The organism is Ensifer sp. Root31, assembly GCF_001424825.1.
GTDB classification, from domain to species: domain Bacteria; phylum Pseudomonadota; class Alphaproteobacteria; order Rhizobiales; family Rhizobiaceae; genus Ensifer; species Ensifer canadensis.
In genome coordinates this window covers 517,085-541,150 of record NZ_LMCO01000001.1, presented here as the reverse complement: position 1 = coordinate 541,150, position 24,066 = coordinate 517,085, and the positions used below count along the sequence as shown (strand labels likewise).

25 protein-coding genes are annotated in these 24,066 nt (G+C 62.4%); 12 read left to right on the top strand and 13 right to left on the bottom strand.

Annotated elements, in window-relative coordinates; genetic code table 11:
* Positions 1-52 precede the first annotated feature (52 nt).
* Positions 53-550 (bottom strand): DUF2244 domain-containing protein, encoded by a 498-nt coding sequence (locus ASD00_RS02660; RefSeq protein WP_025425414.1) that lies wholly within the window; start codon positions 548-550, stop codon positions 53-55.
* 22 nt (positions 551-572) lie between these two features.
* On the opposite strand from ASD00_RS02660, the gene nth reads away from it, so the two are divergent.
* Complete coding sequence (nth, locus tag ASD00_RS02655; protein ID WP_025425415.1) at positions 573-1,346, top strand: endonuclease III; 774 nt, start codon at positions 573-575, stop codon at positions 1,344-1,346.
* 42 nt (positions 1,347-1,388) lie between these two features.
* Here the strand turns inward: nth and ASD00_RS02650 are convergent, their stop codons facing one another.
* Positions 1,389-1,982, bottom strand: a complete 594-nt coding sequence (locus tag ASD00_RS02650) for a TetR/AcrR family transcriptional regulator (RefSeq protein ID WP_025425416.1) — start codon at positions 1,980-1,982, stop codon at positions 1,389-1,391.
* Positions 1,983-2,053: 71 nt separating this feature from the next.
* On the opposite strand from ASD00_RS02650, the gene ASD00_RS02645 reads away from it, so the two are divergent.
* Together ASD00_RS02645 and ASD00_RS02640 are read left to right on the top strand one after the other, a co-directional pair.
* Entirely contained in the window at positions 2,054-2,482 is a 429-nt protein-coding gene (locus tag ASD00_RS02645; RefSeq protein ID WP_057204386.1) for a VOC family protein, read from the top strand.
* A gap of 85 nt (positions 2,483-2,567) precedes the next feature.
* Positions 2,568-3,560 carry an adenosine kinase gene (locus tag ASD00_RS02640; protein WP_025425418.1) on the top strand — a complete coding sequence of 331 codons (993 nt, stop codon included), beginning with the start codon at positions 2,568-2,570 and terminating at the stop codon, positions 3,558-3,560.
* Positions 3,561-3,615: 55 nt separating this feature from the next.
* Here the strand turns inward: ASD00_RS02640 and ASD00_RS02635 are convergent, their stop codons facing one another.
* Positions 3,616-4,155 carry an SH3 domain-containing protein gene (locus ASD00_RS02635; RefSeq protein ID WP_025425419.1) on the bottom strand — a complete coding sequence of 180 codons (540 nt, stop codon included), beginning with the start codon at positions 4,153-4,155 and terminating at the stop codon, positions 3,616-3,618.
* 189 nt (positions 4,156-4,344) lie between these two features.
* Here ASD00_RS02635 and ASD00_RS02630 point away from each other — a divergent pair, with 189 nt between their 5' ends.
* On the top strand, positions 4,345-5,349 hold the full coding sequence (locus ASD00_RS02630) for a D-glycerate dehydrogenase (RefSeq protein WP_025425420.1): 1,005 nt from the start codon (positions 4,345-4,347) through the stop codon (positions 5,347-5,349).
* 11 nt (positions 5,350-5,360) lie between these two features.
* Here ASD00_RS02630 and ASD00_RS02625 read toward each other — a convergent pair whose 3' ends face one another.
* The 3 genes from ASD00_RS02625 to recF are packed head-to-tail and all read right to left on the bottom strand — an operon-like array spanning position 5,361 to position 7,754.
* Positions 5,361-5,828: a GNAT family N-acetyltransferase gene (locus ASD00_RS02625; protein WP_025425421.1), complete on the bottom strand. Its 468-nt coding sequence runs from the start codon at positions 5,826-5,828 to the stop codon at positions 5,361-5,363.
* A complete protein-coding gene (locus ASD00_RS02620) occupies positions 5,828-6,601 on the bottom strand; it encodes a molybdopterin-synthase adenylyltransferase MoeB (RefSeq protein WP_057204384.1) in 774 nt (257 codons plus the stop codon). The genes ASD00_RS02625 and ASD00_RS02620 overlap by 1 nt, the downstream gene beginning before the upstream one ends.
* A gap of 28 nt (positions 6,602-6,629) precedes the next feature.
* Positions 6,630-7,754: a DNA replication/repair protein RecF gene (gene recF / locus ASD00_RS02615; RefSeq protein ID WP_025425423.1), complete on the bottom strand. Its 1,125-nt coding sequence runs from the start codon at positions 7,752-7,754 to the stop codon at positions 6,630-6,632.
* A gap of 295 nt (positions 7,755-8,049) precedes the next feature.
* On the opposite strand from recF, the gene ASD00_RS02610 reads away from it, so the two are divergent.
* Together ASD00_RS02610 and ASD00_RS02605 are read left to right on the top strand one after the other, a co-directional pair.
* Entirely contained in the window at positions 8,050-8,694 is a 645-nt protein-coding gene (locus ASD00_RS02610) for a DUF47 family protein (RefSeq protein WP_025425424.1), read from the top strand.
* A complete protein-coding gene (locus tag ASD00_RS02605; RefSeq protein ID WP_025425425.1) occupies positions 8,694-9,698 on the top strand; it encodes an inorganic phosphate transporter in 1,005 nt (334 codons plus the stop codon). Before ASD00_RS02610 ends, ASD00_RS02605 begins: the two co-directional genes overlap by 1 nt.
* A 242-nt stretch (positions 9,699-9,940) precedes the next feature.
* On the opposite strand, the gene ASD00_RS02600 is transcribed toward ASD00_RS02605, so the two are convergent.
* On the bottom strand, positions 9,941-10,840 hold the full coding sequence (locus ASD00_RS02600) for a LysR family transcriptional regulator (RefSeq protein WP_025425426.1): 900 nt from the start codon (positions 10,838-10,840) through the stop codon (positions 9,941-9,943).
* 159 nt (positions 10,841-10,999) lie between these two features.
* Between ASD00_RS02600 and ASD00_RS02595 the strand changes: the two genes are divergently transcribed.
* The 3 genes from ASD00_RS02595 (at position 11,000) to ASD00_RS02585 (ending at position 13,455) form a co-directional block, all read left to right on the top strand.
* The gene (locus ASD00_RS02595) at positions 11,000-11,749 is read left to right on the top strand and encodes an SDR family oxidoreductase (RefSeq protein WP_025425427.1); all 750 of its coding nucleotides are present in this window, start codon (positions 11,000-11,002) and stop codon (positions 11,747-11,749) included.
* Positions 11,750-11,941: 192 nt separating this feature from the next.
* Positions 11,942-12,577: a DUF1326 domain-containing protein gene (locus tag ASD00_RS02590; RefSeq protein ID WP_025425428.1), complete on the top strand. Its 636-nt coding sequence runs from the start codon at positions 11,942-11,944 to the stop codon at positions 12,575-12,577.
* A 5-nt stretch (positions 12,578-12,582) separates the two neighbouring features.
* On the top strand, positions 12,583-13,455 hold the full coding sequence (locus ASD00_RS02585; RefSeq protein ID WP_156585425.1) for a DUF2182 domain-containing protein: 873 nt from the start codon (positions 12,583-12,585) through the stop codon (positions 13,453-13,455).
* A 125-nt stretch (positions 13,456-13,580) separates the two neighbouring features.
* On the opposite strand, the gene dnaJ is transcribed toward ASD00_RS02585, so the two are convergent.
* From dnaJ to ASD00_RS02560, 5 genes are all read right to left on the bottom strand, one after another.
* Positions 13,581-14,717: a molecular chaperone DnaJ gene (gene dnaJ, locus ASD00_RS02580; protein ID WP_025425430.1), complete on the bottom strand. Its 1,137-nt coding sequence runs from the start codon at positions 14,715-14,717 to the stop codon at positions 13,581-13,583.
* Between the two features lie 349 nt (positions 14,718-15,066).
* Positions 15,067-16,989, bottom strand: a complete 1,923-nt coding sequence (gene dnaK / locus ASD00_RS02575; RefSeq protein ID WP_025425431.1) for a molecular chaperone DnaK — start codon at positions 16,987-16,989, stop codon at positions 15,067-15,069.
* Positions 16,990-17,250: 261 nt separating this feature from the next.
* The gene (locus tag ASD00_RS02570) at positions 17,251-19,482 is read right to left on the bottom strand and encodes a transglycosylase domain-containing protein (protein ID WP_025425432.1); all 2,232 of its coding nucleotides are present in this window, start codon (positions 19,480-19,482) and stop codon (positions 17,251-17,253) included.
* Between the two features lie 349 nt (positions 19,483-19,831).
* Positions 19,832-20,041: a hypothetical protein gene (locus tag ASD00_RS02565; RefSeq protein WP_025425433.1), complete on the bottom strand. Its 210-nt coding sequence runs from the start codon at positions 20,039-20,041 to the stop codon at positions 19,832-19,834.
* A gap of 120 nt (positions 20,042-20,161) precedes the next feature.
* Entirely contained in the window at positions 20,162-20,512 is a 351-nt protein-coding gene (locus tag ASD00_RS02560) for a hypothetical protein (protein ID WP_144239129.1), read from the bottom strand.
* Between the two features lie 449 nt (positions 20,513-20,961).
* Between ASD00_RS02560 and ASD00_RS02555 the strand changes: the two genes are divergently transcribed.
* Together ASD00_RS02555 and ASD00_RS02550 are read left to right on the top strand one after the other, a co-directional pair.
* The gene (locus ASD00_RS02555; protein ID WP_025425435.1) at positions 20,962-21,849 is read left to right on the top strand and encodes a DMT family transporter; all 888 of its coding nucleotides are present in this window, start codon (positions 20,962-20,964) and stop codon (positions 21,847-21,849) included.
* 91 nt (positions 21,850-21,940) lie between these two features.
* Positions 21,941-22,432 (top strand): hypothetical protein, encoded by a 492-nt coding sequence (locus ASD00_RS02550; protein ID WP_025425436.1) that lies wholly within the window; start codon positions 21,941-21,943, stop codon positions 22,430-22,432.
* Between the two features lie 9 nt (positions 22,433-22,441).
* Here the strand turns inward: ASD00_RS02550 and ASD00_RS02545 are convergent, their stop codons facing one another.
* Positions 22,442-23,389 carry a YbhN family protein gene (locus ASD00_RS02545; protein WP_025425437.1) on the bottom strand — a complete coding sequence of 316 codons (948 nt, stop codon included), beginning with the start codon at positions 23,387-23,389 and terminating at the stop codon, positions 22,442-22,444.
* A gap of 299 nt (positions 23,390-23,688) precedes the next feature.
* Here ASD00_RS02545 and ASD00_RS02540 point away from each other — a divergent pair, with 299 nt between their 5' ends.
* Positions 23,689-24,027, top strand: a complete 339-nt coding sequence (locus tag ASD00_RS02540) for a hypothetical protein (RefSeq protein WP_025425438.1) — start codon at positions 23,689-23,691, stop codon at positions 24,025-24,027.
* Positions 24,028-24,066: the final 39 nt, after the last annotated feature.

Genomic DNA, 24,066 nt, shown 5'->3' with positions numbered 1-24,066 from the left:
GGTAACCATGCCGCCAGCGTCGTTGCCACCCGAAACTTGATTGGCCCTAGCGTCAGCGGCGGCGCACGGTGGCAAGCGCCCCGGAAAACGCCGTGGCGAAGGTTTCGCGGTCGTCGCGGTTGAGGAAGGAACCGACATCGGTCCTGTGGCCGCCGCCGCTGATGCTCATCGAGACGATGCCGATCTCCTGATGCCGTGCGATGTTGAAGCGCGCCCAGAACGGATTGAAGCGGTGTTCGATCATCCGGCCCGACGGCGTGAACTTGCGCACCGACACGTCGGTTCGCGAGACGCTGACTTCTTCACGGCTACGCGCCGAGCGGTAGTTCAGCCAGAAAGCACCGAACAGCAGCGCGAAATCCAGCCCGAAGAAGAACACGATCGGCCAGGCGCCGATCACCATGAACACGACCGCATGTACCAGGCTGAGCAGCCCGGCGATCAGGAAAAACACCTTGAACCCCTTAAAGCCCAGGGAGCGATAGGGGGTCAGTTCGGCGCTGAACACCGGCTCTTCGCCGTCAAGCGTCTGATCGTTGCCATCAGTCATGACCATTGACTATAGATGCATCATGAAAAACGTGAAGCCGAAATTGCCGGGCGAGCCCGCGAAAACGAAGCCAGCGACGGGCCGCCGCGCCCCGCGTACCTCAGGCGTCTACAGTCGCGAGGAAATCTCCGAGATCTTCCGACGCTTCTCGATCCAGCGGCCGGAGCCGAAGGGGGAACTGGAGCACGTCAATCCCTTTACCCTGGTGGTTGCCGTCGCCCTGTCGGCGCAGGCGACTGATGCCGGCGTCAACCGGGCAACCCGGGCACTTTTCGCCGTTGCCGACACGCCGAAAAAAATGCTGGCCCTCGGCGAGGAGAAGGTCCGCGACTACATCAAGACCATCGGCCTTTTCCGCAATAAGGCCAGGAACGTCATCGCGCTCAGCGAAAAGCTGATCACCGATTTCGGCGGCGAAGTCCCGCGCACGCGGGAGGAGCTGGTAACGCTGCCGGGCGTCGGGCGAAAGACCGCCAACGTCGTGCTGTCGATGGCCTTCGGCCAAGCGACGATCGCCGTCGACACCCATATCCTTCGCATCGCCAACCGCCTCTGTCTGGCACCGGGCAAGACCCCTGATGAGGTCGAGGCGAAGCTCTCGCGCATCATTCCCAACGAATATCTCTACCATGCGCATCACTGGCTGATCCTGCATGGCCGCTATTGCTGCAAGGCGCGCAAGCCGGAATGCGAGCGCTGCGTCATTGCCGATATCTGCAAGGCACCGGAAAAGACCTGCGATATCCCGGCGCCGCTGGTCGAGTTGCCGCAACAAGTTCTTCCGGTCGCCGGCTGACGCGCGTCTTATATCTGTCTGCGCTGTCGGCCCGAGACTGACTCATGCGGAGATCAGTCGGTCGATCAGATGGCCGATGGCGTCGACGTAGACCTCTGTCGGCGCGCCTTCGGCAATCTCCAGCACGGCGCGGTCGAAGGCGGCTGACAGCAGCGTCGCCATTGCCGTCAAGGCGGCCTGATCGTGGACCTGCGGCGCCATCGCCTCCGCCAGGCCCTCTTCCAGCGTTCTCTGGGCGTTGGCCGCGTCGATCGTCGCCATTTCCCGTGTGCCGAGCACGGCCGGGCCGTCGAGCAGTAGAATGCGGATTCTGCCCGGCTCCGCCATGGCGTCGAAGAAGGCGCGCGCGCCTGTTATCAGCGCCTCGCGCGGCGTCAGGCGGTCGAATGTCGCTTCCTCGATCCTCGCCGCCACGGCACTGGATTCCCGCTCGGCGACGGCGCGAAACAGTGCCCTCTTGTCTTCGAAGTGGTGGTAGAGCGCACCGCGCGTCATGCCGGCGGCAGCCACGATGTCCGGCGTCGACGTTTCTGCATATCCCCTCGCGACGAAGAGACCGTGGGCAGCATCGAGGATCGCGGCGCGCGTCGTGTCGGAGCGCTCGCGATTGGAGCGGCGCGAGGATTTTATTTGCATACATTCAGCCTGTATGTTAATTCAAAAATACATGCAGACTGTATGATGATGCGAGCGCGAGGGAAAGCCCCATGAAATCGAAAAGCTACTATCCTGTGATCATGACATCAGACGTTGCAGCAACCGCGGCATTCTACATCGACAACTTTCGCTTCCAGGCGCTGTTCACCAGCGATTGGTACATGCATCTGCAGTCGACGGAATCCGAGACGGTGACGCTCGCCGTCCTCGACTATCGCCATGAAACCATCCCGGAGCGTGCCCGCGCGCCGGTCAGTGGCCTGCTCCTCAACTTCGAAGTCGAGGATCCCGACGCAGTCTATGCCGATTGCCAGGCAGCAGGTCTGCCGATCCTGAAGGCGATCTGCGACGAAGATTTCGGCCAGCGCCACTTCATCACCGCCGATCCCAATGGCGTTCTGATCGACGTCATCAAGCCGATCCCGCCGAGCGCCGAGTTCGCCGCCGCCTATGAGGCAAGCGCATTACCAGCGGAATGATCGCAGCCACGCGTGTTTTGTCTTCCAAATGGCTGGAAAACCGCTATTAACGAACACCGGCCATTAGGGAAACTGGACGGAGTTCATGACAAAATACGACGTGCTGACGATCGGCAATGCGATCGTTGATATCATTGCGCGCTGCGATGACGGCTTTCTGAGTGAAAACGGCATCATCAAGGGCGCAATGAACCTCATCGATGCCGACCGCGCGGAGCTGTTGTACTCGCGCATGGGCCCCGCCGTCGAAGCTTCCGGCGGCAGCGCCGGCAACACGGCGGCCGGCGTTGCCAGCCTTGGCGGACGTGCCGCCTATTTTGGCAAGACGACCAACGACCAGCTTGGCGAGATCTTTGCGCACGACATTCGCGCCCAGGGCGTCTATTTCCAGACCAAGCCGCTCGAAACGGTGCCGCCGACCGCCCGCTCGATGATCTTCGTGACCGAGGACGGCGAGCGCTCGATGAACACCTATCTCGGCGCCTGCGTCGAGCTCGGTCCGGAGGACGTGGAGGCCGATGTCGTCGCTGAGGCCAAGGTCACCTATTTCGAGGGCTACCTGTGGGATCCGCCGCGTGCCAAGGATGCAATCCGCGAGGCCGCCAAGATCGCCCATGAAAACGGCCGCGAAACCGCAATGACCCTGTCGGACAGTTTCTGCGTCCACCGCTATCGCGACGAGTTTCTGGAGCTGATGCGCTCCGGCACCGTCGACATCGTCTTTGCCAACAAACAGGAAGCGCTCGCACTCTACGAGACCGAGGACTTCGATCTGGCGCTGGAAAAGCTCTCGAAGGACTGCAAGCTTGCGGCCGTCACGCTGAGTGAAGAAGGCTCCGTCGTCGTGCGCGGCACCGAACGTGTCCGCGTCGGCGCGACGCCGCTCGCGCAGGTGGTCGATACGACAGGCGCCGGTGATCTCTATGCTGCGGGCTTTCTCCACGGATATACGACCGGTCGGTCGCTCGAGGATTGCAGCAAGCTCGGCAATCTCGCAGCCGGTATCGTCATCGGCCAGATCGGCCCGAGGCCGATGGTATCGCTTGCCGCTGCCGCCAAGCAGGCCGAGCTCGCCTGAGGCGAGCTGCAGCGCCGCGCACCAAATATGACCTATGTCAGAGCGGGCGTAGCCTTTATTTGAAGGCTTCGCCCGGATAGGCGCCCCAGATCTCGCTCTGGACGATCCAGCCTTCGACGCCCTGGGTTTCGATGTGGCACCAGTCGCCATTGCATTCACCCACACGGATGACCACGCCGGGCTCCATGCGCGCAACGATCCCTGCCGTGCTCTGCGGCTCGCGGCGCAGGTTGACGAAGACGCCTTCGCCCTTGCCGCGCATCCATGGCGCGGTGACGGCCGTGCGGTCGCCCGACAGAAGGGCCTGGTTCACCCAGCCTTCCGTGCCGTCGGCGTCGCGGATACGGCGCCAGTTATCGTATTCCTGGATGATTTCCACCGGTACGCCGGGCCTGAGGTAGCGGAACGCCACCGCGTAGTCGACGCTCGGGCCGATGCGCAGGTTGACGCTCTTGGCCTTCAGGCTGACGAAACGCGGCAGCGGCAATCCGCTGGCCCCCTTTGCGGCCTGGGCATGGGCACCCGACGTCGTGATGACCGCGCCGATGCAGGCGGCGATCAACGCTAACGAGAGTTTGGAAATGACGTGACGCATGACGAAGCTCATTTTCCGTGGCAACTTGCAGGCGCAGTTCACCCAGGGCTCTTGGCCGGGGCGTAAATCGCGGGGACGACGCAGCGAGTTTTGTTTGTCTTCCCGACCGGGTCTGGTAGAAATTGCGGCTACAGGGAGAAAGTATCGCCCAACTTGGTTAAGGACCCGTCAACAAGGCCCATCGCAGCAATGACAAGCAAGAAGAAGCCCAAGGTCTACATCACCCGGAAACTGCCGGACATCGTCGAAACCAGAATGCGTGAGCTCTTCGACGCCGAACTGAACATCGATGATACGCCGCGCAGCCAACCAGAGCTTGTGGCGGCGGTGAAGCGCGCCGACGTGCTCGTGCCGACGGTGACCGACCGCATCGATGCGGCGTTGATCGAGCAGGCCGGCCCGCAACTGAAACTGATCGCCAGTTTCTCCAACGGCGTCGACAACATCGATGTCGACGCGGCCGCACGCAAGGGCATTACCGTCACCAACACCCCGAACGTTTTGACCGAGGACACCGCCGACATGGCGATGGCGCTCATTCTCGCCGTGCCGCGCCGGCTCGCCGAGGGTGCGCAGATCCTGACCGATCGCAAGGGCGAATGGGCCGGCTGGTCTCCGACCTGGATGCTCGGCCGGCGCATTGCCGGCAAGCGCATCGGCATCGTCGGCATGGGCCGCATCGGCACCGCGGTCGCGCGCCGTGCCAAGGCCTTTGGCCTGTCGATCCACTATCACAACCGTCACAGGGTCAAGGCCGAGACCGAGGAGATGCTGGAGGCGACCTATTGGGACAGCCTCGACCAGATGCTTGCCCGCGTCGATATCGTCTCGGTCAATTGCCCCTCGACGCCGGCGACCTATCACCTGCTTTCGGCCCGTCGGCTCGCGCTGATGCGCCCGGAAAGCTATATCGTCAACACCGCCCGCGGCGGCATCATCGACGAGACGGCGCTGATCAAGTGCCTGCGCGAAGGCAAGATCGCCGGTGCGGGGCTCGACGTTTTCGAGAATGAACCCGTGGTCAACCCCAAGCTCATCAAGCTCGCCGGCGAGGGCAAGGTCGTGCTGTTGCCGCATATGAGTTCGGCGACGCTCGAGGGTCGCATCGACATGGGCGACAAGGTGGTGATCAATATCCGCACCTTCTTCGACGGTCACCGGCCGCCGGATCGGGTGCTGCCGGGTCGCGATTGATTCGCGACTGATCAAAGCGTCTTGCGCATCTCGATCGAGGTAGGCCGGGTAAAGCCCGGGTGAGCGGTTCTGTCGGTTTCGACGAAGCCCCAGGCCGAAAACGTCCTGTGGTTTTCGGTGAGTTCGATCCGTGTCAGCAGCCTCAGAGCGGCCAAGTGGCGGTCGCGTGCCGCTGCTTCGGCGCTTGCAAGCAACAGTCGGCCGACGCCTTTTCCCCGGCAGGTCGCGGAAACCGCAAGCTTGCCGATATAGAGGCAGTCGGTCTCCGGCTTGCAGAAGATGCAGCCGGCAAGCACTGAGCCGTCGACGGCGACGAAGCCAATTTCTGCCGAAGCCTTCTCGCTCAGCCCCTCAATCGTTAGCGCATGGGCCGAGGATGGCGGATCAATCCGCCCGTCCATATAGGCAAAGGCGTCAAGGATCAGGGCCAGCAATTCCTTGTAGCGATCGAAGGCAGCGTCGATCCTGATGATCTGCATCAGTCTGCGCTCCTGTCCTTGCGCCGGCGATAGCGGATGGTGCTGAATTGCGCCGAGAGAGCGTCATACATCAACAGCCGACCGACGAGTGGCTCGCCGATCCCGGCGATCACCTTGATGGCTTCCATAGCCTGCAATGTTCCGATGACGCCGGTGAGCGCGCCGATGATGCCGGCCTCGGCACAGGAGGGCACGACGCCCGGCGGCGGCGCTTCGGGAAAGAGATCGCGGTAGGACGGGTTCGGTTCGCCATCCGCGCCCGAGCGATAAGGCATCAGCACTGTAAGCGAACCGTCGAAGCGGCCGACTGCACCGGTGACGAGCGGTATGCCGACGGCTGCTGCCGTATCGGCGGCGAGATAGCGCGTGTCGAAATTGTCCGAGCCGTCGATCACCAGATCATATTGGCGCAACAGCGCCTCGGCGTTGTCGGCTGCCAGACGAAGGGGATGCCTCTCGACCACCACATGCGGATTGAGCGCGCCGATCGCTGCCGAGGCGCTCTCGACCTTTGTCTGGCCAATATCGGCCGTGCGGTGGATCACCTGCCGCTGCAGGTTCGACAGCGACACCACGTCATCGTCGACGATGCCCAGCGTGCCGATGCCGGCGGCGGCGAGATATTGAAGAACAGGAGCGCCGAGGCCGCCGGCGCCAATGACGAGAACGCGCGCCGCCTTGAGTTTCTGTTGCCCCCCACCGCCGAGTTCGGGCAGCATGATGTGGCGCGCGTAGCGGGCAATTTCCGATGATTCGAGGCTTGTACTAGTCATGAGCGGACACTTTCCATGATCGGCTCCATCATCCCGATACGCTTCCGTGCTCCACCGTCAGGAACCGGCCGCGATCGCCGAGCGCGTCGAACATCGCACGGTCCGTCCCGGTCATGAAGGCCTGGCCGCCAAGTCCGTCGACGAGATCGAATAGGGCGGCGCGGCGGCCCATGTCGAGATGCGCGGCGATCTCGTCGAGCAGCAGGATAGGAGCGTGACCGGTCATGTCGCCGACGAGGCGCGCATGGGCAAGAACCAGGCCGACGAGCAGCGCCTTTTGCTCGCCGGTCGAGCAGCGCTCGGCTTCCATGTCCTTTTCGCGGTGGCGAATCAGGAGGTCGGTGCGGTGCGGTCCGTCCAGTGTCCGGCCGGCGGCCGCGTCGCGCGCCCGGCCCTCGCGCAGCATGGTGAGATATTGTTCTTCGAGGTCGAAGGCTGGCTTGTGGCTCTCGTCGTCGAGGAAGCCCGCCAGCGCCAGGCGCGCAGATGGAAAGACGCTGTCGCCGGTGTTTCTCTCGACGAGCGCCGTCAGCAGACCCAGCATCTCCTGCCGTGCGAGCGCCATCGACACGCCGAGCCCCGCCATTTCCCGCTCGATGGCAGTCAACCAGGCCGGGTCGGGACGAAAGTCGCTGAGGAGCCGATTGCGGCTACGCATGGCACGGTCGAATTCGCTGGCGCGCTTCCCATGCTCCGGATCGAGCGAAAGCACCAGCCGATCGAGGAAACGGCGGCGATCGGCCGACGGGCCGGTGAAGAGCCCGTCCATGGCCGGCGTCAGCCACAGCACGCGCAGATGGTCGGTCAGCTCATCGACCGTACTCGCTGTCGTGCCGTTCAGCCGCAGGCGTCGTGATTGCCCCTCACTGGTGCCGGCCGTGCCGGTACCGATCTCGACCGGGCCTTCCATGCCCACGACTTCGGCAAAGACCGAGAAGCCGTCGCTTGCGCCGACGCGAGCGACATCGGCATAGGCCGCACGCCTGAGGCCACGGCCTGGCGACAGAAACGACACCGCTTCCATCAGATTGGTCTTGCCGGCGCCGTTCTCGCCGGTCAGCACGACGTGCCTCTGGTCGAGCGCCAGCGACAGCGCCGCATAATTGCGGAACTCGCTCAGCTTCAGGCGATTGAGAAAGACCTTTTGTGGCATTTCGGGTCCGGATTCGACGTCGGCGCCAGTCGCAGCGCCACGCGTCGAACAGGACGTGCAAAGGACGCTGCAACACTTGCTGCATAGCTCCATAAATCGATGCCGATTTAAGGAGCTATGCAGTAGGACGAAAGCGGGCTTTAAGGCAAGACGAAAGGTGACCTGAGTCATTTCCAGGCAAAATTGCGCGATAACGGCGGGGAAAGCCTTATAATCCCAGTCGTTCAGCGCTTTTCTTGATCGCTTGCGTACAATATGACAGCCGCATGACAATCCACGAACGGATATATTTGTGATGCTGGCTTGGTTCCGCAAACTCCTTCCCCGCGAAGACAGCTTTTTCGATCTCTTCGCGCAACATTCGCGTACCGTCGTCGGTGCCGCCGAAGCGCTCGACAAGCTCCTCGCCGGCGGCGACGATCTCGAAAAGCACTGCGACCGGATCGTCGCGCTTGAAGACGAGGCAGACGGCGTCACCCGCGAAGTGCTTCTGGCCGTTCGTCGCTCCTTCATCACGCCGTTCGATCGTGGCGACATCAAGGATCTCATCCAGTCGATGGACGATGCCATCGACATGATGCACAAGACGGTCAAGACCATCCGGCTCTACGAGCAGAAGACCTTCGATCCGGGCATGAAGGAAATGGGCGTCATCGTCGTCCAGGCGGCGCACCTGATCGCCGAGGCCATTCCGCTGCTCAATCGCATCGGCGTCAACCACGGCCGGCTCATCGCCATCGCCGAAGAGGTCACGCGCATCGAAGGCCGGTCCGACGAGCTGCACGACCAGGGCCTGAAGGATCTTTTCCGCCGCTACGGTGCCAACAATGCCATGGCCTACATTATCGGTAGCGAGATCTACGGCGAGCTCGAGAAGGTCGTCGACCGCTTCGAGGACGTCGCCAACGAGATCAGCGGCATCGTGATCGAGAACGTCTGATGGACGCGACGCTCGCCCTGCCGTTGCTCGTCGCCCTCATTGCAATCGCCCTGTTCTTCGACTTTCTCAACGGGCTGCATGACGCCGCCAACTCGATCGCAACCATCGTTTCGACCCGGGTGCTCCGGCCGCAATATGCGGTCATGTGGGCGGCGTTCTTCAATTTCATCGCCTTCCTGTTTTTCGGCCTGCATGTGGCCGAGACGCTCGGACGCGGCATCATCGATCCCGGCATCGTTACGCCGCTGGTGATCTTCTCGGCCCTGATGGGGGCGATCGTCTGGAACATCGCGACCTGGATCTTCGGCATTCCGTCGAGTTCGTCGCATGCGCTGATCGGCGGCCTCGTCGGTGCCGGCCTAGCCCGCACTGGCGGCGATGCCATCGTCTGGACCGGTCTCTTGAAGACGGTCGGCGCCATCGTGATGTCGCCGATGATCGGCTTCTTCCTGGCGCTGCTCCTGATCCTCATCGTTTCCTGGCTGTTCGTGCGCCGGACGCCTTTTGCTGTCGACCGTACCTTTCGGGTGATGCAGTTCGTCTCGGCGTCGCTCTATTCGCTCGGCCACGGCGGCAACGATGCGCAAAAGACCATGGGCATCATCGCCGTGCTCTTGTTCTCGCAGGGCTATCTCGGCTCCGAGTTCTATGTGCCGTTCTGGGTGGTGATCACCTGCCAGGCGGCGATCGCGCTCGGCACGCTGTTGGGCGGCTGGCGCATCGTGCACACCATGGGCTCGAAGATCACCAAGCTCAATCCGATGCAGGGCTTCTGCGCGGAAACCGGCGGCGCCATCACGCTGTTTGCCGCCACCTGGCTCGGCATTCCGGTGTCGACCACCCACACGATCACCGGCGCGATCATCGGCGTGGGTGCCGCCAAGCGTGTCTCGGCGGTGCGCTGGGGCCTTGCCGGCAACATTGTCATCGCCTGGTTCGTGACGATGCCGGCCGCTGCTGCGATTTCGGCGCTCACCTACTTCGCAGTCGATCTGTTCCTGTGACCCTGTCCGCCTCCGGCTGCAATGCCGGGGGCGGGGCTCGCGGTTGGGGAGAGAGCCTCCGCATTGGCGGTGGGACTGAGCGTCATGAGACGATCCAGTTCAGGGAACAGGCGTCCGACTTTCGGTTGCAAGGCTCGTCCGGGATATCCGGCCCGGTCGTGATCGCGACTTGGGCGGCGCCCATCAAGATGTAGCGAATGGGGGTTGCGCATGAACGGTCGCGCCCACAGCCGCGCAGCGGTTCACGGGTCCCAGTGCGGAGGATCGCCAAAGGTCTTCTTCAGATGATCGGTAATTGCCCGGAGCTTGGCCGACGGCCGTCGGCCCTCCGGATGGGCCATGTAGATGAATTCCGGCTCTGGGCGAAAACCGACATCGATCTCGCGAAGCCGACCGTCGCGCACCGCAGGACCGCAGATGAATGTCGGCAGCAGCGCGATGCCGAGCCCGGCGACGGCAGCATCGTGGATCATGTCGCCGTTGTTGATGCGCAGCGCCATGCGGGCGCGGATAACGGTCGAACCGGTCGGCCCCTCGAACCGCCAGTCGGAAGCGCCGCGATTGGTGTAGAAGATACCGCGGTGATCGTTGAGTTCCGCAAGCGAGGCCGGCGTGCCGTTGCGATCGAGATAGTCGGGCGAGGCGACCAGCAGGCGCCTGCTTTTGGCAAGCTTCCACACGACCAGCCGTGAATCGGCGATGATCCCGTGGCGCACGATGGCGTCATAACCCTCCGAGGCGACATCGACCCGGCGATCGTCGAGATCGAGCGTCAATTCGACCTCGGGATGTGCCGCCAGAAAGGGGTAAAGGGCAGGCCCGAGATGCAGATGCCCGAAACTGACCGGGGCGGCGATCCGCAATGGTCCGGTCAGCGTCCCGCGGCGCTCCGCCAGATCGCTGGCGGCGGCCTGCACCTCGCTGACGATCCGCACCGCGCGCTCGCGAAAGGCGATGCCATCTTCGGTGAGAGTCAGCTTGCGCGTCGTGCGATGCAACAGCGTTGCGTTCAGGTGGCGTTCCAGGTCCGAGACCCGTTCGCTGATCACGGATTTCGACAGCCGCAGCCGGCGCGCCGCCTCGCTGATCGAGCCGGCTTCCGCAACTGCGACAAAGGCAGCAATTCCTTCGATCTTCAGCATCGTTCGGCATTTCCGAATTCGAGTTCCATCATTGGCAGACTAATCCGAACGGCAATCTTCGGCCATATCTATTGGCAACGAAGGACGGCGGTCGATGGAAAGAAGACCGGTCCCAAGCCAACCCAACAGCCAGGCCAACCCAAAAGAAGGAATTCCATCATGCCACGTTTGCACAACAAGACCGCGCTCATCACCGGCGGCACCAGCGGCATCGGCCTCGAAACGGCGCGCCAGTTCATCGCCGAGGGTGCCCGGGTCGCCGTTACCGGCACCAATCCGAAGAACATTGCCGAAGCACGCAAGATACTCGGCGAAGGCGCCGTCATCATCCAGGCCGATGCCGGCAACGCCGCCGGACAGGCGGCGGTTGCCGAGCAAGTCAAGGCCGCCTTCGGCCATCTTGACATCCTCTTCGTCAACGCCGGCATCGCCAAGCTTCAGCCGATCGAAAAATGGGACGAAGCCAGCTTCGACCAGTCGCTCGCGATCAACGTCAAGGGCCCGTTCTTCCTGATCCAGGCGCTGCTGCCGATCTTCTCCAACCCCGCCTCGATCGTGCTCAACACCTCGATCAACGCCCATATCGGCATGCCGACCTCCAGCGTCTACGCGCTCAGCAAGGCGGCGCTCCTGTCGCTTGCCAAGACGCTTTCGGGCGAACTGATCGGCCGCGGCATTCGCGTCAATGCGGTCAGCCCCGGCCCGATCAAGACGCCACTGCATGACGGACACGGTGCCACGCCTGCCGAAAACAAGGAGATCGTCGCATCGATCGCCGCGCAGATCCCGCTCGGCCGCTTCGGCGATGCAAGCGAGATTGCCAAGGCAATTGTCTTCCTCGCCTCAGACGAGGCCGCCTTCACGGTGGGCGCCGAACTGATCATCGATGGTGGCATGGCCACGCTCTGATACTCACCTGTCTGTTGCCGCCGCGCGCGTTCGATCGCGCGTGGCGGCAAAGTCCTGTTCGTCATCGACGGCACGCCGCGGGCGGCGTTGGCAGGGCGCCCGGAGGAGAGTATATTCTTGAAACCTAATAAGTCGTCGAACAGTCGAGCGGAATGAAGCAGATCCCACACCGATCAGATCCGGGAGGAGACGATGACGAGTGTCAATTGGACGATCAAGGGTCGAGAATTCATTCATTGCAATTGCGCCTATGGCTGCCCCTGCCAGTTCAATGCGCTGCCGACCCACGGCAATTGCTGCGCCGTCGGTGGATTTGAGATCGAGACGGGCCATCACGGCGACACGCGCCTCGACGGCTTGAGATGCGGGATCATTGCGGCTTGGCCCGGTGCAATTCATGAGGGCAGGGGTGAGGTCGTGCCGATCGTCGACATCCGTGCCACGCCGGCCCAGCGCGAGTCGCTGCTGCGCATCATGAGCGGCCAGGATACCGAGCCGGGAGCAACCTTCTTCCAGGTGTTCGCCACCACCTTCGAAACCTTTCACGACCCGGTCTTTGCCGAGATCGACTTCGACGTCGATGTCGGCGCGCGGACAGCACGGCTGAATGTGCCCGGGTGGATCGTGGCGCGTGGCGAGCCGATCTTGAACCCCGTGACCGGAAACCCGCATCAGGCACGCATCAACCTGCCGCAGGGCTTCGAATACGACGTCTGCGAGGTTGGACGCGGGTGGGCCGACACGAAGGGGCCGCTGACGCTGTCCATTCCGGATTCGCACGCCCATTTCGCCAGCATGCATCTGTCTGAAAGCGGCGTGGTTCACTGACGCCCATGGCCGACACTGCGCTCGAAACGCTTTTAAGGCACGACCGGCTCATCGTCGTGGTCTCGCTGTTGGCGCTGACCGGAATTACCTGGCTCTATATTCTCTGGCTGGCAGTCGGCATGGAGGCCATGGCGCACGTGCCGGCCTCTGGCGATGGCATGAGCGGCGACATGGCGATGGGCACAGACGAGGGCATGGCCATGGACATGTCGCCGGGTGCCATGGCGTCGATGGCCGACGTCGCCTTCCGTCCCTGGAGTGTGTCGACCTTCGCCTATGCCTTTGTCATGTGGGCGGTGATGATGGTCGGCATGATGACGCCTTCGGCAACGCCGATGATCCTGCTCTTTGCCCGTGTCGGGCGGCAGGCGGCGCTCGACGACAGGCCGTTTGCCGCGACCGGCTTTTTTGCCGGCGGCTATCTCACCGCCTGGGTCCTGTTTGCGGCTCTGGCGACGCTCGGGCAATGGCTGCTGGAGTCTGCTCTGCTGCTGACGCCGATGCTGGCGAGCGGCAGCCGTATTCTCAGCGGCATCATCCTGATTTCGGTCGGACTGTTTCAATGGACGGCGTTGAAGGACGCCTGCCTAAGGCAGTGCCAGGCGCCGCTCATGTTCATCCAGAGCCATGGCGGCTTTCGCCGCGATGCCGGCGGCGCCTACCAGCTCGGTCTTCTTCACGGCCTTTATTGTGTCGGCTGCTGCTGGGCGCTGATGGCGCTCCTGTTCATCGGCGGCGTGATGAACGTCCTGTGGATCGCGGTGATCGCGATTTTCGTGCTCGCCGAAAAGGTGGTGCCCGGCGGCCGGATGCTGTCCCGCGTCGCGGGAGCCGCGGTCGTCATGGCCGGGCTGTGGCAGCTTGCGGCCATGACGTGATCCTACAGCGCCGCGCGTCTTATTGGACGCGCAAAGGTCGCTGTAGCACTTTGAATTGCTGCATGTTTTTATCCTTAGATCGGATAGGATCTAAGGAAACATGCAGTAGGGGCAACCGCTGAGCGTCAGTCGCTCAGCGTGTCGAAGAAATCCTTCATCCGGGCGAAGAAGCCGGCGGATTCCGGATTGTTGTCCTTCGACGAGATCTGCTCGAATTCCTGTAGCAGCTCGCGCTGACGCTTGGTCAGCTTCTGCGGCGTCTCGATCTGCATCTGGATGTAGAGATCGCCGGTCTGGCTGGAACGTAGCACCGGCATGCCCTTGCCCTTCAGGCGGAACTGCTTGCCGGCCTGGGTGCCTTCCGGCACGGTCACGCGCGACTTGGTGCCGTCGAGCGTGGTGACGTCGAACTTGCCGCCAAGCGCCGCCGTCGTCATCGAGATCGGCACGCTGCAATAGAGATCGGCGCCATCGCGCTGGTAGAACTCGTGCGGCTTGACCGAGAGGAAGATGTAGAGATCGCCCGCTGGTCCACCGCGCAGGCCCGCTTCCCCTTCGCCGGAGAGGCGAATGCGAGTGCCGTCTTCGATGCCGGCCGGAATGTTGACGGAGAGCGTGCGCTCCTCGGTGACGCGGCCCTGGCCGTGGCACTTGGTGCAGGGATCGGTGATCGTCTGGCCGCGGCCGCCGCAGGTCGGGCAAGTGCGCTCGATCGAGAAGAATCCCTGGGCGGCGCGTACGCGGCCCGAGCCTTGACAGGTTCCGCAGGTCTTCGGGCTGGTGCCAGGCTTGGCACCGGACCCGGTGCAGACGTCGCAGGTGATCGAGGTCGGCACCCGGATCTGCGCGGTCTTGCCGGAATAGGCCTCTTCCAGCGAGATTTCCATGTTGTAGCGCAGATCGGCGCCGCGCTCGCGGCCACCCGATGAACGCCGCTGGCGCCCGCCACCCATCATCTCGCCGAAGATGTCTTCGAAGATGTCGGAGAAACCGCCTGCGCCACCGGCGCTACCGCCAAAGCCGTTGCCCATGCCGCCCTGCTCGAAGGCTGCGTGGCCGTAACGATCATAGGCCGCGCGCTTCTGCGGGTCCTTGAGCGTCTCGTAGGCTTGGTTGATTTCCTTGAAGGTCTTTTCCGAGGCGGCGTCGCCGGGGTTCTTGTCCGGATGATACTGCATCGCCAGTTTGCGGAAGGCGCTCTTCAGCTCCTTCTCATCCGCGTTCTTGGCAACGCCAAGCGTTTCGTAAAGATCACGTTTCATTCTTCAAAGATTGTCCTGTTGACAAGGCGTGCCAGCGCGGGGGCCCGGCGGCTGCCTGGTTACCTTGCCACAGGATTTAGTAAACCTTGAAGCGCGATACCATAGCCCATCGGGCCGCGGATGCGGTTTTTTGTCGGAAAAATGACGTTTCTGCCGGTCTCGCGCCCGGTAGACCCGCTTTGGGTGGCACTCCTGCCCCCAGGGATGCTCTGTAGCGGCGGTTTCAGCGGCGCGGGCCTCACGGGGCCGACGTCCTTCAGAGGCTGTCTGGCGCAGGCGCCTGAGGGGTAAAAAGGCAACAAAAAAGCCCGGGTCGCCCCGGGCTTTTCCGTCTCTAGGAGAGGGCGACTTAGGCCGACCGCTTGCGATCGTCTTCGTCGTTGACTTCTTCATAGTCCGCGTCGACGACATCGCCGTCGCGCGCGGCGTCAGCGGCGGCATCCGCATGGGCGGCGTCCGTCTGCTGGGCCTCGTAGATCGCCTGACCAAGCTTCATGGAGACTTCCATCAGCGTGTTGGTCTTGGCCTTGATGTCTTCGGCGTCCGGCTCGGAAGCCTCGACGGCGGTCTTCAGCGCGGCAATGGCGTCGGAGATCGCGTTGCGGTCGGTTTCCGAAACCTTGTCGCCGTAGTCCTTCAGCGACTTTTCCGAAGAATGGATCAGGCTTTCTGCCTGGTTCTTCGCTTCCACGCCTTCGCGGCGCTTCTTGTCGGTTTCGGCATTGGCTTCGGCGTCCTTGACCATCTTCTCGATGTCTGCGTCGGACAGGCCACCGGATGCCTGGATGCGGATCTGGTGTTCCTTGCCCGTACCCTTGTCCTTGGCCGATACCTGCACGATGCCGTTGGCGTCGATGTCGAAGGTCACTTCGATCTGCGGCATGCCGCGCGGTGCCGGCGGAATGCCGACGAGGTCGAACTGGCCGAGCAGCTTGTTGTCGGCTGCCATTTCACGTTCGCCCTGGGAGACGCGGATCGTCACGGCCGACTGGTTGTCGTCGGCGGTCGAGAAGGTCTGCGACTTCTTGGTCGGGATCGTCGTGTTGCGTTCGATCAGGCGGGTGAAGACGCCACCGAGCGTTTCGATGCCGAGCGACAGCGGGGTCACGTCGAGCAGCAGAACGTCCTTGACGTCGCCCTGCAGAACGCCGGCCTGGATCGCAGCACCCATGGCCACGACTTCATCCGGGTTCACGCCCTTGTGCGGCTCCTTGCCGAACAGCTGCTTTACGGTTTCCTGGACCTTCGGCATGCGGCTCATGCCACCGACGAGAACGACTTCGTCGATCTCGGCAGCCGAAACGCCGGCATCCTTCAGCGCGGCCTTGCACGGAGCAACGGTGCGCTGGATCAGGTCGTCGACAAGCGCTTCGAACTTGGCGCGGGTCAGCTTCATGGTCAGGTGCTTCGGACCGGAGGCATCCGCCGTGATGAACGGCAGGTTGATTTCGGTCTGCTGCGACGAAGACAGCTCGATCTTGGCCTTTTCGGCCGCTTCCTTGAGGCGCTGAAGAGCGAGCTTGTCGTTCTTCAGGTCGATGCCCTGTTCCTTCTTGAACTCGCCGGCGAGATACTGGACGAGACGCATGTCGAAGTCTTCGCCGCCGAGGAAGGTGTCGCCGTTTGTCGACTTCACTTCGAAGACGCCATCGCCGATTTCGAGAACCGAGATATCGAAGGTGCCGCCGCCAAGGTCGTAGACGGCGATCGTCTTGCCGTCCTTCTTGTCGAGGCCATAGGCGAGCGCGGCAGCGGTCGGCTCGTTAATGATGCGCAGCACTTCGAGGCCCGCGATCTTGCCGGCATCCTTGGTTGCCTGGCGCTGGGCGTCGTTGAAGTAGGCCGGAACGGTGATGACGGCCTTTTCGACCTTTTCACCGAGGTAGGATTCGGCGGTTTCCTTCATTTTCTGAAGGATCATGGCGGAGATCTGCGACGGCGAGTAATCCTTGCCATGCGCTTCGACCCAGGCGTCGCCATTGTCAGCCTTGGTGATCTTGTAAGGAACCATGTCCTTGTCTTTTTGCGTGGTCGGATCCTGGAAGGTCCGGCCGATCAGGCGCTTGATCGCAAAAAGCGTGTTTTCCGGGTTGGTGACGGCCTGGCGCTTTGCCGGCTGGCCAACGAGACGTTCGCCGTCTTCGCTGAACGCCACCATCGAGGGGGTCGTGCGCGCACCCTCGGCATTTTCGATGACCTTCGCATCTTTTCCGTCCATGACGGCGACGCAGGAGTTGGTCGTTCCCAAGTCAATACCAATAACTTTAGCCATGTCGTTCTCTCCTTGCAGCGGACTGTCGGAACCCGGTCAGGCATTCGTGAGACAGTCCCTAACGGGATGGTCTTTGGATTTCTTCGCAGCGGTGGCTGCGCCGATGCGGCGTATATAAGGACCGGCGTTTCGGACTGCAAGGCATTCTGCGGGGCGATTGGGGGCAAAAGCAAGCCTGCGATTGGCGTGCGGCCTACAATAGATGCTCGACCCGCGGCAGGGGCGGCTGCAAACTGCCAGGACGGCGCCGTTTGCGCCGCCTCAGCCGCCCGTCAGGATATCGAAAAGCGTCGTGCGCTTGGTGGCGCCGGTGGTCTCGCCGACGTCTGCCGGCGGCACCATGCCGCCACTGCCCTCAGGCAAAGGCCGGGTCTGCTGCACGGCGGCCGAGCCGTCGACGCCTACAGGCGGCTCAGGAAACGCGTTCGGGTCGCCGGAAAGCATGTCGCCCGCCGCGGCAGGCGCACCTCCGTCATCGAAGACCGGCTGCACCCCGGTTGTGCCGAACAGCGGCGAGGGCGAAAGGCCATCATGTGCGGCCACCATGAAGTCGTGCCAGGCCTTGGCCGGAAGGCCGCCGCCGGTGACCTTCTTCATCGACTTGCCGTCGTCATTGCCGAACCAGACGCCGGTGGTGAGGTTCGAGGTGTAGCCGACAAAAAGCGCATCGCGGAAGGATTGAGTGGTACCGGTCTTGCCGGCCGCCTCCCAGCCCTTCAGACGCGCCTTCTTGCCGGTGCCGTTGGTCAGCACCCGCACCATCATCTGGTTCATTTCGCTGACGATGGCCGGATCGAGCACGCGCGGCGGGTTGTCGTAGGTGTTTTCGTAAAGCACCGTGCCATCGGCCTTCGAAATCCGGCGAATGACATGCGGCGTCGCCTTGAAGCCACCGTTCATGAACGGGGCATAGGCCGAGGTCAGTTCGACCAGGCTCACTTCCGAGGTGCCGAGCGCGATCGAGGCGTTGGCTTGCATCTCGGAATCGATCCCCAGGCGATGCGCCACCTTCACCACGTTCTGTGGGCCGACCTCCATCACCAGCTGCGCGGCGATGGTGTTTAGCGAGTTGGCGAGCGCGTCGGCGAGCGTAACTTCGCCGCGGTATTTCTGGTCGTAATTCTCGGGCGTCCAGTTGCCGATTCTGACCGGGCCGTCGTTGCGGATCGACATCGGCGTGCGGCCGATCTCAAGCGCTGCCGCGTAGACGAAGGGCTTGAAGGCCGAGCCCGGCTGGCGCTTGGCCTTGGAGGCGCGGTCGAACTGGCTCTCGGCGTAGTCCTTGCCACCGACCAGCGCGCGGATGGCGCCGGTGCCGTCGATCGAAACGAGGGCTGCCTGCGAGGCGTCGAGCTTGGCGCCGTCGCCCGCAAGCGTGGCGCTGATCGCCTCCTCCGCCTGCTTTTCCAGATTGAGGTCGATGGTGGTGTCGACGATCAGGTCTTCCTTGACGTCGCCGATCATGCCGGGAAGCTGGTCCATCACCATGTCGGCGACATAGTGTTCGGCACCCGACCAATAGCTCTTGGCCTTGGTCGGCGTCTGCGACATCGCCGTCTTGATCTCGCTGTCGGTAACGAAGCCTTCCTCGCGCATGGCGCCGAGCACGACCTGGGCGCGCTCTTCCGCGGCCTTCGGGTCACGGGCGGGCGACAGGCGGGAAGGCGCCTTCAACAGGCCGGCCAGCAGCGCCGCCTCGCCGAGGTTCACGTCGCGCGCCGATTTGTTGAAGTAGCGCCTCGACGCCGCCTCAACGCCGTAGGCGTTCGAGCCGTAGAACACCCGATTGAGGTACATCGCCAGGATCTGGTCCTTGGAATATTTCTGCTCCAGCCAGAAGGCGAGTAGCACCTCCTGAACCTTTCGTTCCAGGGTCCGCTCCGGCGACAGGAACAGGTTCTTGGCAAGCTGCTGGGTCAGTGTCGAGCCGCCCTGGACCATTCGGCCGGTGGTGACGTTCGTCAGCATGGCGCGCGCCAGGCCCAGAGGGTCGACGCCGAAATGCGAATAGAACCGGCGATCTTCGATGGCGATCACCGCCTGCGGGATATAGGGTGACATGTTTTCGAGCGACAGCGCTTCGCCGCCGGTCGTGCCGCGATTGGCGATGATGTCGCCATTGACGGAGAGAATCTTGACGTTGGGCGGACGCTCGGGGATCGACCAGCTTTCAGCACTCGGCATGCGCGCGCCGTAATAGAGCACCAGGCCGCCGACGCCCATCGCGCCCCAGATGCCGAGCACAATGCACCAGTAAAACAGCGTGCGCACGAGACCGATGAAACCGCCGCCTCCGCCCGAGCCGCGGCGCGTTCCGCCGCGCTTGCTGCGCTGAGCCTTCTTCTTGGGCGCAGGAGCCGATTTGCCACGCGCAGGTTTGCGGCTGCCGCCGGTCACGCGATCGCTGGCCTCGATGCGAAAATCGTCATCGTCTTCGGCGTTGCCGCCGAACGAGGGCTCGATCCGTTGTCCTGACTTGCCGCTTGCTGCCATGCCGTTTGGATTTACCCCTCATGCCGCATTGCGGGCGCCCAGTCGTCCGCCCCAGCAGCGAACGCAATCCTAAAGGCGGGGAAAAATTGATCGCTCGACCCGCCATGGCGATGCGGTGAACTTTAAATGCGGCAATTTAAGGGGGGGTTAAAAACCGAATTGTAAAATATGCATGGTCTTCAACAGCTTGCCGGATTTGAAGCCCCAGGCTTTGCCGCTTCGTTCGCGCACGCCTGCCAGCATCAATCGCGCGGAGCCACGCGCACGCGCCATCATCAACAGCGGAGGAATTGGCCGCAGTTGCCGCCGACGTGCACGATCCGGCATTGTGTCTGTGTCGATGCCGGCCCTATTCGGCGGCCTTTTCGTCCTGAACCACGCGATCGGTCTTTTTCAGGAGCACAATTTCTTCGGACGTCGGCTGGCTTTCCGTCGTGATGCTGGCGGTGGTTGTTGTCGTATCGACCGCTGCATTGGTCTTGGCGTGATAGGCGCATTCGGCAAATGCCGCGGAGGCGGACAGGCCGACGGTGGCCACAGTCACCAGAATGATCTTCATGATCTTCTCCTTCTCGCCCACGCGTGAAATCCTAACCTGCAACGCGAGCCGCTCGAAATCACGATTTTGTTCCGGCGGAGGCTGCGCCAGGGTTATGGAGGTAGATCGAACGTCGTTGCTCTACTCGATCGAACTCCTGAGCGGTGTTTCGCCGACGAGCTTCGCCTGCTTGCTGCGGTCTGGTTCGGTGTACTCGTAAAGCCATTGGCTGAAAGGCAGTCGCAGCAGGACGGTCTTTGCCAGCTTGTTGGTAGCCATCGCATCGCAGTCGCGCGCCGGGTAGGCCTGGCGGGTACACATCGCTTGCGGACTGTCGACCAGGCGGTAGCCGTGACCTTGAAAGACCAGTGTGGTCATCGCGGTCAACCGGTACGAACCGGGCGGCACAACAACGAGGCGCAGGCTGGCAAGCCAGGTCGTCAGAATCAGGAGAACGATGATCGCGGTCGGGACCTGGAGCAATAACTTCAAGAAAGAGCCTGCAATTCCTAGGTGCAATGGCATCTAAGGAACCAAAAACGCCCGCATGTCTAGGAAGATGTGCGCCGTCATATCGGCTATCTTCAGTTGTGGTTTGCAACCTTTAACGCCAATCGCCACTCATATACGCAACCGGTAATAGATTGCGGACATGATTTTGGGTGAAAATTGTGCGATGCAACAAATCCGCCCTTGAAAATATTGCGACGCATGATTATTGTAACACTTATCGAAGCGCTGCACCTCCTCCCGCGGCGCCCGATGCGGATCGGTGGCACTCCTCCTCCTCCCAGTCACCGGTCAAGTTTGAGAGCCCCGTGCACCTCCTCCCGCGCGGGGCTCTTTTCATGTCTGGACCCCCGCGCTCGTAACGAAAGCACCTGAACGGCGACGCAGATTTTGCTGGTCCTGTCGGTGTTGCGGGTGTATCGGCGCGGTTCATGGGCTCCAAGGCAAACGGCTATATCTACGCGCTCCTCGCCATCGTTATCTTTGCGATCCAGGACGGCATCTCCAAACATCTGGGCAGTGTCTATCCGCCGGTCTTCGTGGCGATGATCCGCTATTGGGCCTTTGCCCTGTTCGCCGTGGCGCTGGCCGCCCGCGCAACGGGAGGGCTCAAGCTGACGGCGACGACGAAACAGCCATTGCTTCAGGTACTGCGCGGGCTGCTGCTGCCGCTGCAGATCGTCATGATCATTACCTCTTTCACGATGGTTGGGCTGGCGCATTCGCAGGCGATCCTTTCAGCGACACCGCTGTTCGTAGCGCTTCTGTCGATGCCGCTTCTGGGCGAGCGTGTCGGCTGGCGCCGATGGCTGGCAATCTCGGTTGGGCTCATCGGCGTACTTCTGATCCTGAAACCGGCCGAAGGCGCGTTCGAACTCACATTCCTGTTGCCCTTGGCCGCAGCACTTGTCTTTGCCCTCTATGTCATCGTCACGCGGCTGGTCAGCCGCGACGATCCGGCGATGACGAGCTTCTTCTACACCGGCATCGTCGGCGCCGTGGCGATCAGCCTTGTCGGCCCATTCTTCTGGACGACGCTGTCGCCACCCGATTGGGGTTGGATGCTGCTCTTGTGCCTCACGGGAACCACGAGCCATTATTTCCTCATCCGTGCCTATGACGTGCTGGACGCGGTCGCCGTCCAGCCTCTGACCTATCTGCAGCTGGTCTTCGCGTCGATCATGGGCGTCAGCCTCTTCGGTGAGACGCTGACCACCAACATGGTTGCCGGCTCGGTGCTCGTGGTTGCGGCCGGCATCTTCACCGTCTGGCGCGAGCGCGTCGTTGCCCGCCGCAAGGCGGGCCTGCCGTCGACCTGACGCGATATCGATATTTTGGCGAATCTTGCTATGGCTTCGCCTTGATGTTGTGCTCGGTTGGCTGCCCCAAAAGCCGATCAGGAGGAGTGCCATGACGTTTCCGTCCGCCGCCGTGCTGGTGTTTTCGACGCTCGCTGCCGTGAATTCCGAAGCTCTGGCGCAGGACAACGTCGCCTATATCGACGACCGATCGGATGGTGCAGCAGTCGTTCGCTCGCTCTACAACGCCATCAATCGCAAGGAATATGCGCGCGCCTACGGTTATTTCGGCGAATCGAAACCGGTTGGCGGTTACAGGACTTTCACGCGCGGTTACGACCGCACCGTTTCGGTCGAAATAAAGCTCGGCAAGGTGAAGACCGAGGCCGGCGCCGGCAGCATCTATTCGGCTGTTCCGGTGGCGGTGAAGTCGATCGAAAAACGTTCGCGGGTACGCTTCTTCGCCGGCTGCTACGTGACGCGGATCATCAATCCTTCGCTGCAGGTGCCGCCGTTCACGCCCTATCAGATCGAAGCGGCGCGCCTCAAGGAAGTGAAGGGACCGCTGGAGGCGGCCCTTCCGACCGTCTGCAACGCCCCGTGACGACGACCTCTACTGAATAGGTCCGCGCCGCTCCGCAAGGAATCTTGACCGTTCGAACACCAGGATTACGGCGAGCGCCATGATGAACGGGATGACGAGATAGAGGATCCGGAAGATCGCCAGCGCCGCCAGCACGTCGGCCGGATCCATTTCCGGCAGGGCGGCGATGAAGACGAGCTCAAGAACGCCAAGTCCGCCCGGCGCGTGCGACAAGAGTGCTGCCGAAAACGACGCCAGAAAGATCCCGAGAATGACGATGAAACCCGGATTGCCGGCTTCCGGCAGGGCGAAATAGATGATCCCGGCGGCACCGATCAGCTCGACCGGCGCGATCACCAGCTGCCGCAGCACGATCGAGGGCTTGGGATAATGCAGCTGGAACCAGCGTGTGCGGATCGACGGCAGGCCGACGAGGCTGCCGATCACATAGAGCGCGATCACGACCAGGATCAGCACGCCCGTCGTCAGCGACATTTCGACCGGCAGGAACTCGGCGAACCGCTCGATGATCTCCGGTTTGACCAGAAGCACGATCGCCGAGAGCATCAGGGTGCCGAGCGTAAAGGTGAACGAGCAGAAGGCGACGAGCACGCCGACTTCGCCCGGCGTCAGCCCTTTCGATCGGTAGGCCCGGTAGCGCACGACAGCGCCCGAAAAGACGGAGGCGCCAAGATTGTGCGAGAGCGCATAGGTGGTGAACGAGCAGACGGTGATGAACCACAGCGAGATACGATGGCCGAGGTGATCGAGCGCCAGCTTGTCGTAGCCGGCAAGTGCTGCATAGGCGACCAGCGTTGCGCCGATCGCCAGCAGCCAGCTTCTCAGGGAAATCGCCTTGAAGCTGGCGATGAATTCGTCCAGCGAGAGACCGCTCAGCTCGTGATAGAGCGCATGCACCGAAAAGATGATCGCCGCCAGCCCGACGACGGGCCAGAAATACGCGCGCAGCCTGCTCATACCGGTGTCGCGATCGCTGCAACAATCTTGGCCGAAGGCCCTTTCGACGGCGTCGCCTTTATCTCGGGACGCATCTGTTCATGAAAGCAGCCGCGATCGCGGCTCCAGCCCGTCACAGTTTCGCGTCCGGAACGCGACGTCTCGGTCCTCACACTTGCCAACGATCCAATTTCCCATTCTGATTTGTTTTGCAAAAGGGAAGCATCTGAGGTCGAGCAGGTCAAGGATCGATGCCCCGGCAGGAGCCGGTGTTTGGTCAAGAAATCGCGAACACGACACGGTAAAGCGGAGGCGGGCGGATGCAGAACGATGAGGAAAAGCCGATCGAGCCGGTTTTTCGCAATGGAACGGTGACGGTCGTCGGCGTGGTGCTGTCGTTTTCGCTGGGCTTTCTCACCCAGTGGGCAGCCAATCCGGTGCCATGGAATATGGGCGATCTTCCCGCCGTCATCCTGTTGGCGATCGGCATCCTTTTGCAGATGCATGCGCTCTGGGACTTTCTGCAGCTGCGGTCGCTGCAGCCAAAGGTCTACGGTCAGGCGACGCGCATCTTCTTCATCGGCGTAGTGGTTACCGGCAGCGGCGTGTTTGCAGCGCTTGTCGCCGACTTTGTCGTGATGATCTCGAAAGCGGGGTGATGGTCGTGGCGGGCTGACCCGCCACGACGTCGTTCGATA

Coding starts and splice junctions, on each gene's coding strand:
- ASD00_RS02660 (WP_025425414.1), bottom strand. CDS start 550: ATGACTGATGGCAACGATCAGACGCTTGACGGCGAAGAGCCGGTGTTC.
- nth (WP_025425415.1), top strand. CDS start 573: ATGAAAAACGTGAAGCCGAAATTGCCGGGCGAGCCCGCGAAAACGAAG.
- ASD00_RS02650 (WP_025425416.1), bottom strand. CDS start 1,982: ATGCAAATAAAATCCTCGCGCCGCTCCAATCGCGAGCGCTCCGACACG.
- ASD00_RS02645 (WP_057204386.1), top strand. CDS start 2,054: ATGAAATCGAAAAGCTACTATCCTGTGATCATGACATCAGACGTTGCA.
- ASD00_RS02640 (WP_025425418.1), top strand. CDS start 2,568: ATGACAAAATACGACGTGCTGACGATCGGCAATGCGATCGTTGATATC.
- ASD00_RS02635 (WP_025425419.1), bottom strand. CDS start 4,155: ATGCGTCACGTCATTTCCAAACTCTCGTTAGCGTTGATCGCCGCCTGC.
- ASD00_RS02630 (WP_025425420.1), top strand. CDS start 4,345: ATGACAAGCAAGAAGAAGCCCAAGGTCTACATCACCCGGAAACTGCCG.
- ASD00_RS02625 (WP_025425421.1), bottom strand. CDS start 5,828: ATGCAGATCATCAGGATCGACGCTGCCTTCGATCGCTACAAGGAATTG.
- ASD00_RS02620 (WP_057204384.1), bottom strand. CDS start 6,601: ATGACTAGTACAAGCCTCGAATCATCGGAAATTGCCCGCTACGCGCGC.
- recF (WP_025425423.1), bottom strand. CDS start 7,754: ATGCCACAAAAGGTCTTTCTCAATCGCCTGAAGCTGAGCGAGTTCCGC.
- ASD00_RS02610 (WP_025425424.1), top strand. CDS start 8,050: ATGCTGGCTTGGTTCCGCAAACTCCTTCCCCGCGAAGACAGCTTTTTC.
- ASD00_RS02605 (WP_025425425.1), top strand. CDS start 8,694: ATGGACGCGACGCTCGCCCTGCCGTTGCTCGTCGCCCTCATTGCAATC.
- ASD00_RS02600 (WP_025425426.1), bottom strand. CDS start 10,840: ATGCTGAAGATCGAAGGAATTGCTGCCTTTGTCGCAGTTGCGGAAGCC.
- ASD00_RS02595 (WP_025425427.1), top strand. CDS start 11,000: ATGCCACGTTTGCACAACAAGACCGCGCTCATCACCGGCGGCACCAGC.
- ASD00_RS02590 (WP_025425428.1), top strand. CDS start 11,942: ATGACGAGTGTCAATTGGACGATCAAGGGTCGAGAATTCATTCATTGC.
- ASD00_RS02585 (WP_156585425.1), top strand. CDS start 12,583: ATGGCCGACACTGCGCTCGAAACGCTTTTAAGGCACGACCGGCTCATC.
- dnaJ (WP_025425430.1), bottom strand. CDS start 14,717: ATGAAACGTGATCTTTACGAAACGCTTGGCGTTGCCAAGAACGCGGAT.
- dnaK (WP_025425431.1), bottom strand. CDS start 16,989: ATGGCTAAAGTTATTGGTATTGACTTGGGAACGACCAACTCCTGCGTC.
- ASD00_RS02570 (WP_025425432.1), bottom strand. CDS start 19,482: ATGGCAGCAAGCGGCAAGTCAGGACAACGGATCGAGCCCTCGTTCGGC.
- ASD00_RS02565 (WP_025425433.1), bottom strand. CDS start 20,041: ATGAAGATCATTCTGGTGACTGTGGCCACCGTCGGCCTGTCCGCCTCC.
- ASD00_RS02555 (WP_025425435.1), top strand. CDS start 20,962: ATGGGCTCCAAGGCAAACGGCTATATCTACGCGCTCCTCGCCATCGTT.
- ASD00_RS02550 (WP_025425436.1), top strand. CDS start 21,941: ATGACGTTTCCGTCCGCCGCCGTGCTGGTGTTTTCGACGCTCGCTGCC.
- ASD00_RS02545 (WP_025425437.1), bottom strand. CDS start 23,389: ATGAGCAGGCTGCGCGCGTATTTCTGGCCCGTCGTCGGGCTGGCGGCG.
- ASD00_RS02540 (WP_025425438.1), top strand. CDS start 23,689: ATGCAGAACGATGAGGAAAAGCCGATCGAGCCGGTTTTTCGCAATGGA.